Origin of the sequence: Streptomyces sp. NPDC050504 (assembly GCF_044458065.1) — a bacterium.
In the GTDB taxonomy this organism is placed as follows: domain Bacteria; phylum Actinomycetota; class Actinomycetes; order Streptomycetales; family Streptomycetaceae; genus Streptomyces.
Genome location: NZ_JBITHO010000005.1, coordinates 773504 through 786465, shown reverse-complemented (window position 1 = coordinate 786465; position 12962 = coordinate 773504). Strand labels below are relative to the sequence as shown.

Annotated in this window: 11 protein-coding genes; 6 read left to right on the top strand and 5 right to left on the bottom strand. The window is 72.3% G+C overall.

The window, feature by feature from the left end; translation table 11 throughout:
• Positions 1–41: 41 nt before the first annotated feature.
• Positions 42–1274, bottom strand: coding sequence for a fumarylacetoacetase (fahA, locus tag ACIBNE_RS22595; protein WP_399274157.1), 1233 nt, complete (start codon positions 1272–1274; stop codon positions 42–44).
• 340 nt (positions 1275–1614) lie between these two features.
• Here fahA and ACIBNE_RS22590 point away from each other — a divergent pair, with 340 nt between their 5' ends.
• The 6 genes from ACIBNE_RS22590 to ACIBNE_RS22565 all read left to right on the top strand — a co-directional run bounded on the left by ACIBNE_RS22590 (position 1615) and on the right by ACIBNE_RS22565 (position 8391).
• On the top strand, positions 1615–2625 hold the full coding sequence (locus tag ACIBNE_RS22590) for a polyprenyl synthetase family protein (RefSeq protein ID WP_399274155.1): 1011 nt from the start codon (positions 1615–1617) through the stop codon (positions 2623–2625).
• Positions 2626–2773: 148 nt separating this feature from the next.
• The gene (locus ACIBNE_RS22585; protein ID WP_399274153.1) at positions 2774–3835 is read left to right on the top strand and encodes a CHRD domain-containing protein; all 1062 of its coding nucleotides are present in this window, start codon (positions 2774–2776) and stop codon (positions 3833–3835) included.
• A gap of 346 nt (positions 3836–4181) precedes the next feature.
• On the top strand, positions 4182–5438 hold the full coding sequence (locus ACIBNE_RS22580; protein WP_399274151.1) for an outer membrane lipoprotein carrier protein LolA: 1257 nt from the start codon (positions 4182–4184) through the stop codon (positions 5436–5438).
• Positions 5439–5691: 253 nt separating this feature from the next.
• Positions 5692–6693: an ABC transporter ATP-binding protein gene (locus tag ACIBNE_RS22575; protein ID WP_399274149.1), complete on the top strand. Its 1002-nt coding sequence runs from the start codon at positions 5692–5694 to the stop codon at positions 6691–6693.
• Positions 6680–7630, top strand: a complete 951-nt coding sequence (locus ACIBNE_RS22570; RefSeq protein ID WP_399274147.1) for an ABC transporter permease — start codon at positions 6680–6682, stop codon at positions 7628–7630. The genes ACIBNE_RS22575 and ACIBNE_RS22570 overlap by 14 nt, the downstream gene beginning before the upstream one ends.
• A gap of 158 nt (positions 7631–7788) precedes the next feature.
• Positions 7789–8391, top strand: a complete 603-nt coding sequence (locus tag ACIBNE_RS22565) for a TetR/AcrR family transcriptional regulator (RefSeq protein ID WP_399274145.1) — start codon at positions 7789–7791, stop codon at positions 8389–8391.
• Between the two features lie 50 nt (positions 8392–8441).
• On the opposite strand, the gene ACIBNE_RS22560 is transcribed toward ACIBNE_RS22565, so the two are convergent.
• The 4 genes from ACIBNE_RS22560 to ACIBNE_RS22545 all read right to left on the bottom strand — a co-directional run bounded on the left by ACIBNE_RS22560 (position 8442) and on the right by ACIBNE_RS22545 (position 12915).
• The gene (locus ACIBNE_RS22560; RefSeq protein ID WP_399274143.1) at positions 8442–9002 is read right to left on the bottom strand and encodes a flavodoxin family protein; all 561 of its coding nucleotides are present in this window, start codon (positions 9000–9002) and stop codon (positions 8442–8444) included.
• A 94-nt stretch (positions 9003–9096) separates the two neighbouring features.
• Entirely contained in the window at positions 9097–10446 is a 1350-nt protein-coding gene (locus ACIBNE_RS22555) for a M28 family metallopeptidase (protein WP_399274141.1), read from the bottom strand.
• Positions 10447–10834: 388 nt separating this feature from the next.
• Positions 10835–11812 carry an EamA family transporter RarD gene (gene rarD, locus ACIBNE_RS22550; RefSeq protein ID WP_399274284.1) on the bottom strand — a complete coding sequence of 326 codons (978 nt, stop codon included), beginning with the start codon at positions 11810–11812 and terminating at the stop codon, positions 10835–10837.
• Positions 11813–12045: 233 nt separating this feature from the next.
• Positions 12046–12915: an SDR family oxidoreductase gene (locus ACIBNE_RS22545; protein WP_399274139.1), complete on the bottom strand. Its 870-nt coding sequence runs from the start codon at positions 12913–12915 to the stop codon at positions 12046–12048.
• Positions 12916–12962: the final 47 nt, after the last annotated feature.

Sequence of the window (12962 nt, the reverse complement as noted above, 5' to 3'; positions counted from 1 at the left end):
GCGGCGGGGCGGCGACCGGGGTCCGGTCGCCGCCCCGTTGCTCACGCGCCGCGCGCCGGGAGGATCGTGCCGGTGACCTCGCCCAGGCCGACCTTGGTGCCGTCGGGGCCCGGCGCCCAGGCGGTGAGGGTGACCGTGTCACCGTCCTCCAGGAACGTCCGCTTGCCGTTGGTGAGCTGGAGCGGCTCGGTGCCGTTCCAGGTCAGCTCCAGGAGCGAGCCGCGCTGGTGGACCTCGGGGCCGCTGACGGTGCCCGAGCCGTAGACGTCGCCGGTGCGCAGGGACGCGCCGTTGACCGTCATGTGCGCGAGCTGCTGCGCGGCCGTCCAGTACATGGAGGCGAACGGCGGCTCGGAGACGACCTCGCCGTTGATCGAGACCGTGATCCGCAGGTCGAAGCCGCCGGGCAGCTCCTCCGCCGCGTCGTCCAGGTAGGGCAGCAGCTCCCGGTCGCGGGCCGGGGGCGCGACGCGCGCCGCGTCCAGCGCCTCGACGGGGGTGACCCAGGCGGAGACGGAGGTCGCGAAGGACTTGCCGAGAAACGGGCCGAGCGGCACGTACTCCCACGCCTGGACGTCCCGCGCCGACCAGTCGTTGAGCAGGAAGACGCCGAAGACGTGCTCGTCGAAGCCGGCGAGCGGGACGGGCGTGCCGAGCGCGGACGGCGTGCCGACCAGGAAGCCGACCTCCGCCTCGATGTCCAGCTTCACGGAGGGCCCGAAGACGGGGGCGGCGTCGGCCGGGGCCTTGCGCTGGCCGCTGGGCCGCACGACGTCCGTGCCGGAGACCACGATCGTGCCGGCGCGGCCGTGGTAGCCGATCGGCAGGTGCTTCCAGTTGGGCGTGAGCGCGTCGCCGTCCGGCCGGAAGATCTTGCCGACGTTGGTGGCGTGGTGCTCGCTCGCGTAGAAGTCGACGTAGTCCGCCACCTCGTACGGCAGGTGCAGCGTGACCGTGGAGAGGTGGTGCAGCAGGGGCTCTATGTCCGGGCGGTACGAGGGGACGGTCACCCACGCGGTGAGCGCGCGGCGCACGTCGCGCCAGGCGGTGCGGCCCGCCGCGAGGAGCGGGGTGAGCGTGGGCTGGGCGAGGAGCTGGGCGTACGGCGAGCCCAGTGCGTGCGCCGCCGCGCCCGCGTCGAGCACGTGGTCCCCGATGCGGACGCCGAGCCTGCGGTGGGCCGGATCGGCCGCGGTGGAGAAGACGCCGTAGGGGAGGTTGTGCGGGCCGAAGGGGTCGCCCTCGGGGAGGTCGAGCGGGCTCTGCTCGGACATGGGGGTGCTGCCTCGCTTTCCGGTTCGCGTGAGCGTGGTGACACGGTACGACGCGATCACGCGGAGCGGCAGTGGCCTCCGCTACTCCTGACGGGGGCGGCGCGGGGCGACGGCGGTGAGGTCGAGGTCGAAGGGGAAGAGGAAGGGGACGGAGTGCGAGAAGGGGCGGAGGGGGTTCCGGGGTGGTCCTTATCTCTCGCCGCATCGCCTTATTCAGGACATATCGGGGGCAGCGGGAAGGCGCCCACAGTGATCGAAAGGTGACCGGATACGCTGACTTGAGTGAAGGCAGCGACACATCGACATTCCGTGTGATCGTCAGCAGACAGGAGATCCCCTCGTGACCGTCGTCGGGCCGTTCGGGCTGAGCGTGCGGGACCAGGCTCTCGAAGCCGATGTCCAGACCGGATTGGCGGCAGTCGAGGCGGGGCTGCTCGATGCCACCAAGAGCGAGGTCCCCTTCATCACGGAGGCCGCGCAGCACCTGGTGCGGGCCGGGGGCAAGCGCTTCCGTCCGCTGCTGGTCATGCTGGCGTCCCAGTTCGGCGACCCCTACGCGCCGGGCGTCGTGCCGTCCGCCGTCGTCGTCGAGCTGACCCACCTGGCGACGCTGTACCACGACGACGTGATGGACGAGGCCGACGTGCGGCGCGGCGTGCAGAGCGCCAACAGCCGCTGGGAGAACTCGGTCGCCGTCCTCACCGGCGACTTCCTCTTCGCGCGCGCCTCGCACATCCTGGCCGACCTGGGCCCGGAGGCCGTGCGCATCCAGGCGGAGGCGTTCGAGCGGCTCGTCACGGGCCAGATCCTGGAGACCGCGGGCCCGCGCGACGGCCGGGACCCGGTCGAGCACTACCTCGACGTGCTGTCCGGCAAGACGGGCTCGCTGGTCGCCGTGTCGGGCCGGTTCGGCGCGATGATGGCGGGCGCGTCCGAGGGCGTCGTCGACATCCTGACGCAGTACGGCGAGCGCCTCGGCGTCGCCTTCCAGCTCGCCGACGACCTCCTCGACATCGCGAGCGAATCCGAGGAGTCCGGCAAGACCCCGGGCACCGACCTGCGCGAGGGCATCGCCACGCTGCCGGTGCTGCACCTGCGGGCGCACGCGGCGAAGCACGGCGACCCGGAGGACCTGGCGCTGGTCGAGCGGATCGACGGCGACCTGTCGGACGACGCGGTGCTGGCCGAGGTGCTCGCCGCGCTGCGCACGCACCCCGCCTTCGAGCAGGCGCGGCGCGACACCGTGCGGTACGCGGAGGAGGCGCGGGCGACGCTGGCGCCGCTGCCCGACGGGTTCGCCAAGGCGGCGCTCGGGGAACTGTGCGACGCGGTGGTGCACCGCGCGGGCTGACCCCCGGCCCGTGGACCCGTCCCACGGGCCTGTGACTCAGGTCACGTTTTCGGGTTGAGTCCGGGTTCAGATCCTCTCCGTACCCCTGCACAGAAGCCGACGCACAGGGGCGTAGGCCTGGAAACAGGGGAATACGGGGGAATCCGGGATGAAGGGTTTCAAGAGGTCCGAAGGTTCTCGGAGCCGCAAGGGGATCAAGGGGCTCGTCGTCGGCGCGACCGCCGTCGCCGCCGTCGCGGGGGTCACGTTCGCGGTCCTTCCGGCGGTCGCCGAAAGCGGGTCGGACGACTCCGGTGCGGGCTCCGGCGGTTCCGTGAGCGGACGGGCCGGGCACCAGGGGCACGGGGCGGGCGAGGGCGTCGAGGTGCGGGGCGGGGCGCTGCGGGACGCGCGCGGCGCGTCCTTCTTCGTGGCGAGCATGAGCGGCGACCAGGAGGTTCCGGTGCCGGGCGGGCCCGCGGTCGGGGACCGGGACGGGGTCGCGCTGGAGTTCGTGAAGGTCAAGGGCGACCGGGTGTCCTTCGCGGTGAAGTGGCGCGGCGTCGACCGGCCCACCGCCCTCCACATCCACCAGGGCGCCAAGGGCGTGAACGGCGGCATCAAGGTCGACTTCACCGGGGAGCTGGGCCGCGGGAAGGGCCGTACGGCCACCGGCACCGTACGGGTCGGCGACGCGGCGCTGCTGGACGCCTTCAAGACGGATCCGGGCGGTTTCTACGCCAACCTGCACACGGCGAGGTTCCCCGGCGGCGCGGTGCGCGGCCAGCTCCACCGGGTGACCCGCTCCTTCGACTTCGGCCGGGCCCTGGAGCACTTCCAGGCGCCCGTCCTGCGCGGGCAGCAGGTCTACGAGTGCAAGAAGGGCACCGACGGCACGCTCTCGTTCCAGCAGCGCGACGTGCGCGCCCTCCTCGCCGGGGGCATCGCCCACTCCTTCACCGCCCCGAACTCGGGGACGCCGCAGTGGATCGCCGGGGACCGCAGCGCGGTCACCGGGGCGGTGCTCGGCAGGACGCCCAACGGCGCGGAGAACATCGCCGAACTGGACCTCGCGGCGACCAGGACCGGCCGGAACCACGGGCTGCTGTCGCGCACCGCGGAGATCCTGCGGCTCAACACCAAGGGCGGGGTCGCCCCGGCGGGCACCTGCGTCCGGGGCACGGTCGTCGGTGTTCCGTACGGGGCGGACTACGTCTTCGTACAGAAGTGAGGGTCCTCCTCCCGCGCCCCACTTCCGTACGGAGGCGGGGGCCTGCTCCGGACGGAGCGGGGTATTCGTCCCGTACGGAGGGCGGGGCCCGTTCCGGACGGGAAGGGGTGCCCCGCTCGTCGTCCCAGCTCACCGGCGCTTTCCCTTACTGGTCGGGGGAGGCGCCGGGCTTCGCCGTCATACCGTAGGAGTAGGCGGAGTTGATCCCGAGGACTGACGCTCGGGCGTGGCCGATTTGGTCAGATGGGAGACACCACTCCCGAGCAACCCGGCCGATCCGGGTGAGAATGGCGGCGCGGGGTGGGGGAGAGTGCAGTCGCCGCCGACCACGGAGGTAGGGCACACCATGGCACCGAACGACAACGCACGTTCCACCGACGAGGACAGGGACCTCGCCCCCGGCCGCAGGAAGGCGGCGCGGTACGTCGTCCCGGTCGCGGTGGCGGGAGTGGCGGCGGCCACCATCGGACTGGTCCCGGCGCTCGCCGCGTCGGGTGACCCCGATCTGCCGAAGATCACCGCGCAGGAGCTGATCGAGAAGATCGCCTCCTCGGACCAGGAGCAGCTGTCCGGCACGGTGAAGATCACCACTGATCTGGGGCTGCCCTCGCTGGGCGGCGCCGCGACCGGGGCGTTCGCGCCGGGCGGCGGCGGGGGCGGCGGGGGCGGCGACGACCGGGGTTCGGCCGCCGACCCCAAGGCCAAGCTGACGCAGCTCGCCGCGGGCTCGCACACGCTGCGCGTCGCGCTCGACGGCCCCGAGAAGCAGCGCATATCGATCATGGAGAGGGCCGCGGAGTACAGCCTGATCCACAACGCGGGCGAGGTGTGGGCCTACGACTCCGGGTCGAACGAGGCGTTCCACGCGAAGGCCCCGGCCGACGCGGCGAAGCCGGACGGGCCCGCCGGGAAGCCGGTGACCCCCGAGGGTCTGCCGACCACCCCCAAGGCGCTCGCCGAGCAGGCGCTGAAGGCGGTCGACCCGACGACGTCGGTGACCGTGGACGGCACGGCGAAGGTCGCGGGGCGCGATGCGTACCAGCTGCTGATCAAGCCGAAGCAGGCCGGCTCGACGATCGGCTCGATCAAGGTCGCGGTGGACGCGAAGAACGGCGTGCCGCTGAAGTTCACGCTCTCGCCGAGCGGGGGCGGCAAGGCGGTGATCGACGCGGGCTTCACGAAGGTCGACTTCGGGGCGCCGGAGGCGTCGACGTTCGACTTCACGCCGCCGAAGGGCACGAAGGTCACCGAGGCGGACGAGGCGGCCAAGGAGCTGGACAAGGGCGCCCCGGACAAGGGCCGTGCGGACCTTGAGGGCCTGGAGGGCTTCGAGGGGCTGAACGTGATCGGCAAGGGCTGGACGTCGGTGGCCCGTCTCGACGTCCCCGGCGGCGAGGGCTTCACCGCGCCGAAGGCGGGCGAGGTGCCGCCGGAGGCGGAGCAGTTCCTGAACGCGCTCGGCGACAAGGCGACGGGCAAGTTCGGGTCCGGGACGGTCTTCAAGACGCGCCTGGTGAACGCGCTGATCACGGACGACGGAAAGGTGTTCGTGGGCGCGGTCACGAGCGACGCGCTGGTGGACGCGGCGAACGCGGCGAAGTAGGGGGTACGGGGGCGGGGCGGGGGCGCCGTAGCCCGGGGGCGCCGTTTCGCCCGCGGCGGGCCGTCCCCCGCCCGTCCCTTCCCGAAACCCTGCCGGGGCGTCAAGAGACGTGCGCGGTTCCCCGCGCCCCTCATGGGGGCGCGGGGCTGTGTTTGGTGTGCGGCTCCGCCGCGTGGGCGCGGAGCCGGGGAACCGCCCCCGCGCGTGGAACACGCGATTAGCCTGGGCGCAGGCCGAGAGAGACGGGGGAGCGATGACCGAGGGTGCCGTCATTGAGACGCGGGGCCTCACCAAGCAGTACCGCGGCGGCCAACTCGCCGTCGACCACCTGGACCTGACCGTCCCCGCCGGAAGCGTCTTCGGCTTCCTGGGGCCCAACGGCTCGGGCAAGACCACCACCATCCGCATGCTGATGGGCCTCATCGACCCCACCGCCGGCACCGCCCGCGTCCTGGGCGAGCCCGTGCCCCGCGCGGTGCGCGCCGTGCTGCCGCACGTGGGCGCGCTGATCGAGGGCCCCGCGCTGTACGGCCACATGACCGGCCGCGACAACCTCCTGCGCTTCGACGCGGCGGACCCGACCGCCGACCCCCGGAGCCGCGGGGCGCGCGTGGGGGCCGCCCTGGAGCGCGTGGGGCTGACCGCTGCCGCGGGCAAGAAGGCCAAGGCGTACTCGCTCGGCATGAAGCAGCGCCTGGGCCTCGCCGCCGCCCTCCTCCAGCCCCGCAGACTGCTGGTGCTCGACGAGCCGACGAACGGCCTCGACCCGCAGGGCATGCGGGAGATCCGCGCGCTCGTCAGGGAGCTCGCGGCGGACGGCACCACCGTCTTCCTCTCCTCCCACCTCCTCGACGAGATCGAGCAGGTCTGCACGCACGCGGCCGTGATGACCCGGGGCCGCCTGGTCACGCAGGGCCCGGTCGCGGAGCTCTCGGCGGGAGCCAGGGGGCGGCTCGCCGTCACCACCCCGGACCCGGCCGACGCCGTGCGCATCCTCAAGGAACTGGGCGTGACCGATCTGGTGGTGGACGGCGACCTGGTGACCGGCGAGCCGCCGACCGGGAGCGGCGGCAGTAGCGGCGGCAGTGGCAGTGACGGCGACGGCGGCGGCGACCGGGAAACGACCGACCTCGCGGAGCTCAACGCCGCGCTGGTGCACGGAGGCGTGCGCGTCAGGGCCTTCGGCCTCCAGCGCGCCTCGCTGGAAGACGCGTTCGTCGCGCTGACGGGAGAGGGCTTCGATGTCGCAGGCTGAGACGGCGCCCACGGGGGAGACGGCGTCCACGGGGGAGGCGGCGTCCACGGGGGAGGCGGCGCCCGGGGCGGCACCGCCCGCGCGGCCCCCGAAGTGGAGCTGGACGCTGGGCCTCTTCCGCTCCGAGCTGGTCGTGACCCTCCGCCGCTGGCGCACCCTCTCGCTCCTGGCCGTGCTGGCCTGCGTACCGATCCTCATCGGCATCGCCGTGAAGATCGAGACGCGGGACGGCTCGACGCTCGGCGAGGGCGGCGGCGGTTCCGACGGGCCCGCCTTCCTCGCCCAGATCACCAACAACGGCCTCTTCCTCGTCTTCGCCGCGCTCGCCGCCACCCTCCCCGTCTTCCTGCCGATGGCGGTCGGGGTGGTCGCGGGGGACGCCGTCGCGGGCGAGGCCAGTTCGGGGACGCTGCGCTATCTGCTGGTCGCCCCGGCGGGCCGGACCAGGCTGCTGCTCGCGAAGTTCACCTCGACGCTGGCCTTCTGCCTGGTCGCGACGCTCGTGGTGGCCGCGTCCGCGCTCGCCGTCGGTGCGCTGCTGTTCCCGTTCGGCGATCTCACGACGATTTCGGGGACCAGGATCGGCATGGCGGAGGGCGTGCTGCGGGCGCTGGTGATCGCGGGCGTGGTCGCGCTCTCGCTGGTCGGCATCGCCGCGCTCGGGCTCTTCGTCTCGACGCTCACCAGCAGCGGCATCGCGGCAATGGCGACGACGGTCGGGCTGCTGATCACCGTGCAGATCCTGGACACGATCCCGCAGCTGGACGCCATTCAGCCGTATCTCTTCACGCACTACTGGCTGTCGTTCGCCGATCTGCTGCGCGATCCCGTCTACTGGGACGAGGTGGTCAAGAACCTCGGACTCCAGGGGCTGTACGCGGCGGTGTTCGGCTCGGCGGCCTGGGCGCGCTTCACGGCGAAGGACATCACCGCCTGAGACACCGGCTCCGACGGGGGGCCGTACGGACCAGGACTACGTGTCGCGTCGAGACGTCCCCGCGTGCGGCTCGACACGACACGTAGCGTTTCCTGCGGTGCCCCGACATTCTTGGAGGTTGTCATTCCACTGTCAAACCCTGGCCGTAGACTCAGTCGATGAGTGTGCGCCGCCGCAGCGAACAGTCCAGGCAGTCGACCCTGTCGGCCGCGCTGCAACTCTGCGCGGAGAAGGAGTACGCACACGTCACGGTCGAGGCCATCGCCGCCCGTGCCGGGGTCAGCAAGAAGACCATCTACCGCTGGTGGCCCTCCAAGGGCGCGGTGCTGCTCGAAGCCGTCACGGAAGCGCTGATCGACGCCACGCCCTTCGTCGACACCGGGGACGTCGCGGCCGACCTCCGTACCCATATGACGGGCGCTGTGAAGCTGCTCACGACGCCGCCCTTCGGGCCCGCGTACGCCGGGATCCTCTCCGAGCTGCACCACGACGCGGCGCTCGCGCGGGCCGTGCAGGAGGAGATGATCGGCCCCCGGTTCGACGCCGCCCTGGAGCGGCTGGGCTCGGCCCGCCGGTCGGGCCAGCTCCCGGAGGGCGCGGACCTGCCGCTGATGGTGGAGATGCTGTACGGCCCCCTCTACTACCGCTACGTCCTGCGCAAGCCGATACAGGGCGCGGCGGAGGTCGAGAAGCTGATCGCGCACGTCCTGGGGGCCGTGGGGGCCCTGGGCGGTACGGGCGGGGCCGCACCCCTGAACTGAGCCGCGCCCCTGAACCGGGCCGCCGCCGCGCGGCCCGTCGTCCGCGGCCGTCAGCCGAGGTCGAAGAAGGTCTTCGCGCGGGCCGTCGCGTCGCTGTCGTTCAGCACGTCGCCGGGCTTGCTGCCGTTGCCGACGAGCGCCCCGCCCCAGTTCATCGCGAGGTACCTGGCGGATATCCGCAGGGTGCCGACCAGCGGATCGGCGTCCGCCCTGTCGCGCCCCGCGAGCGCGGTCACGCCCCACAGGGTGTGGCCCTTCATGCGCTCCTTGAAGTCCACGTCGGGCTCGTTCAGCCAGTACTCCCAGTGGTCCAGGTAGAGCTTGGTGGACGAGGAGACGGAGTACCAGTACACCGGCGACGCGATGACCAGGTCCGTCGCCTCCAGCGTGGCCTCCAGCAGCGTCGCCGCGTGGCCGGTGAGCGCGGCGGCCGGGGCCGGGCCTTCGGCGTGGCGCACGTCCCTGAAGGGGCCGAGCGGCAGGTCCTCCAGGTGCAGCCAGCGCTGTTCGACGGAGTCGGGGAGCTGCTCGGCGGCGAGCCTGGCGAGCGTCTCGGTGTTGCCGCCCGAGCGGCTCGAACCCAGCAGGAACAGGAACTTCCGGTCGGACATGATGCTTCCCCTCCACCCACACGACTGTATGCGTGTGCAGTATATGCACACGCATACAGTCCGTGGAAGGCCCCGAAAGGGTGACGGGGAAGGGTCAGAAGGTGAGCTTCCAGCTGTCGATGTAACCGACGTCCTGCGGGCCGACGTCCTGGACCTTCAGCTTCCAACTGCCGTTGGCGGCCTCGCTGGAGGCGTTCACGGTGTACGTCGTGTTGACGTCGTCGCCCGAGTCGCTGCCGGAGTTCTTCAGGCGGTACGCCGAGCCGTCCGGAGCGATCAGGTCGATCACCAGGTCGCCGCGGTACGGGTGCTTGATGACGACGCCGACCTTGAGGGTCGAGGGCGCGTTGCCGGTGCGGCCCGAGACGTTGACCGTCGAGGTGACGGCCGCGCCGTTGTCGGGGATCTGGACGTCCGCGGTGTTCTCGTACACGTCACCGGTCGGCGGGGTGCCGCCGCCGCCCGACAGCGTCCAGATCGCGTGGGCGATGGCGTCGCCGTTGCGGTCCAGCGCGGTGTCGTTGATGTTCGCCGTGGTGTCGCACGAGGAGTGGTAGCAGCGGTCGAAGGCCTGCCCGGCCGTGCCGCCCCACTTCTGCGCCTGCGCCGACGTCTTGGTGTAGTCGGCGCCGGAGAACAGGCCGCCGACCGGGATGCCCACGTTCTTGAAGGGCGCGTGGTCGGAGCGGCCGTCGCCCTCGGTCTCGATCTCCGTGGAGACGCCGAGCCCGGCGAAGTAGTCCTTGAAGGTCTTCTCGATCGTGGGGTCGTCGTCGTAGACGAAGTAGCCGGGGTTCGGTGACCCGATCATGTCGAAGTTCAGGTAGCCCTTGACCTTCGTGCGCTCGGCCGCGGGCAGGTTGTTCACGTAGTGGCGCGAGCCGACCAGGCCCAGCTCCTCCGCGCCCCACCAGGCGAAGCGCAGGTGCTTGTCGGGCTTGAACTGGGCGCGCGAGACCGCCAGCGCGGTCTCCAGGACGCCCGCCGAGCCCGAGCCGTTGTCGTTGATGCCGGGACCCGAGGTCACCGAGTCGAGGTGCGACCCGGCCATCAGGACCTGACTCGGGTCGCCGCCGGGCCAGTCGGCTATCAGGTTGTAGCCGGTGGCGCCGGACGAGGTGAACGTCTGGAGGGACGTGGTGTAGCCGGCCGCGTCCAGCTTGGCCTTCACGTAGTCGATGGACGCCTTGTAGCCGGCCCTGCCGTGGGCGCGGTTGCCGCCGTTGGCGGTGGCGATCGACTGGAGCTGGCTCAGGTGCGCCTTGACGTTGGCGACCGGGATGTCGGGCGCGGCGAGGGCGGTGGCCTGGGCGGTGCGCGCGGACTTCGCGGGCGCGGTGGCCGGGGCGCCGGTCGCGGCTGAGGTGGTGGCCGCGGTGCCGAGCAGACCGGCGACGGCGAGGGCCGCGACCGCGGCGGCGCCTCTGCGGGAGAGCGGGGTCATGGTGTGGGGGCTCCGAATTCCGTACGGGGACAGGACGGAACGTGCGGGAGTGCTGTGGTGCACGCGAGGTGCCTCTGTGGCAGGGGCACGTCATGTTGAGCGCGTGCTGAATGTTCGGCGAGCGGCCGATATTGCGTCAAGGGCGGGAATCGGTCAGAAGGATCCGCATATCGGACACGGGGGGTCGCGAAAGAGTGGTTGGTCTGCGCTTTTCGTTCGCCGGGTGACCGTTTACGCGCCGTTGGTCTCGATGTCGGCCGCAGGTCCGGCAGTCGTACGGCGATCAGATCGCGCCACGCGAAGGGCGGCCCGGCGGAGGTGGCAGCAAACTGCACGGACCGCCGCCCAGGTGCTGCGGGCGACGGTCCGTGCGGGGGAGCCAGGGGGGTTACGAGGAGGAGGCGGGCGCGTCCTGGCGCGCCGCCGCGGCCTTCCCCGGCAGCGCCTCTTCCCGCGGCGCCTTCTCCCGGAGGCCCTTCTCCACCGGGGCCTCCGGGTCCGGCAGCGCCTCGGCGCGGGCCGCTGCCGCCGCCAGCCGGCCCTTGCGCGCGGTGCGCAGGGCGTCCCAGGTCAGCACCACGAGCGCCAGCCACACCAGGGAGAAGCCGATCCACCGCTCGACGGGCATCGCCTCGTGGAAGTACAGGACTCCGAGCCCGAACTGGAACAGCGGCGCCAGGTACTGGAGCAGCCCCAGCGTGGAGAGCGGCACCCGGATCGCGGCGGCGCCGAAGCACACCAGCGGCACCGCGGTCACCACGCCCGTCGCGGCGAGCAGCGCCGCGTGGCCCGTGCCCTCCGCGCCGAAGGTCAGCGACCCGGCCGCGCCGAGCCACACCAGGTAGCCGAGCGCGGGCAGGAACTGGAGGGCGGTCTCGGCGGCGAGCGATTCCAGCCCGCCCAGGTTGACCTTCTTCTTCACCAGGCCGTACGTCGCGAAGGAGAACGCCAGGACCAGGGAGATCCAGGGCGGCCTGCCGTACCCGATCGCGAGCACCAGCACGGCGGCCGCGCCCGTGGCGACCGCGGCCCACTGCGCGCGCCGCAGCCGCTCGCCCAGGAGCAGCACGCCCATGGCGATGGTGACCAGCGGATTGATGAAGTAGCCGAGCGACGCCTCGACGACCTGTCCGTTGTTGACGGCCCAGATGTACAGGCCCCAGTTGACGGTGATGACGGCCGCGGCCGCCGCGAGGAGCGCCAGCTTGCGGGGCTGGCGCAGCAGCTCGCCGAGCCACGCCCAGCGGCGCAGCACGAGCAGGACGAGGCCGACCACGACCAGCGACCAGACCATGCGGTGGGCGAGGATCTCCATCGCGCCGGACGGCTTGAGGAGCGGCCAGAACAGGGGCACGAGGCCCCACATCCCGTACGCGCCGATGCCGTACAGCAGTCCTGCCCGCTGCTCCTTCTCCGACTCAGCCACCGGCCCGCCCTTCCCGCCCCATGCCCGACACCCGGTGTTGACCGAGCCCACTCAAGAGGAAGGTAGCGGCGTCGGGGTTTTTCTGCCATGTGCGTATTGCCATACGGTCATGACAGGCCCCGGCGGGTGGTCCTGCGGCGCCCCCGGCGGGGTCGATCGGCGCCCCGGTAGGGCTATCCGGCGGCGCGGACCGCCGTCTCGACCGCCGTCGCGACGGGGGTGGTCGGGCGGCCGATCAGCCGGGCCAGGTCGCCGCTCGTCCCGGCCAGCAGGCCGCGCCCGATCGCCACGTCGACGTCGGCGAGGATCGCGGGAAGGGGCTCGGGGAGGCCCGCCCCGGCGAGGATCGCCTGGTGCTCGGCGGCCGTGACGTTCCGGTACGCGATCTCCCGGCCCGCCGCGCGGGCGACCTCGGCCGCGTACTCGGCGAAGGACCACGCGGTGTCGCCGCTCAGCTCGTAGGTGCGGCCCAGGTGCCCTTCGCCGGTCAGCACTGCGGCCGCGGCGGCCGCGTAGTCGGCGCGGGCGGCCGACGCGACCCGGCCGTCGCCCGCGTTGCCCACGACGGCGCCGTGCTCCAGGACGGGCGCCAGGTGCTCCGTGTAGTTCTCGTGGTACCAGCCGTTGCGCAGGAAGGTGTACGGCAGGCCGGAGTCGAGGATCAGCCGCTCGGTGACCTTGTGCTCGGCCGCCAGGTCGAAGTCGGCCCCGGGGCCGCCCAGGACCCCGGTGTACGCGAGCTGCGCCACGCCCGCCGCCTTGGCGGCCTCCACCAGCGCGGTGTGCTGCGGCACGCGCCGCCCGACCTCGCTGCCGGAGATCAGCAGCACGCGCTCGCCCGCGCGGAAGGCGCCTTCGAGCGACGCGGGGTCGCCGTAGTCGGCGATCCGCAGCTCGACGCCGCGCGCGGCGAGGTCCGCGGCCTTCTCCTCGTTCCGGACGACGGCGGCGATGTCGCCCGCGGGGACGCGGTGGGTGGTCAGCAGCTCTTCGACGACGAGACGGCCGAGGTGTCCGGTTGCTCCGGTGATGACGATGCTCATGGGACTTACCGTAGGAGGGGTACTAACTATTCGGAAGTACCCACTTT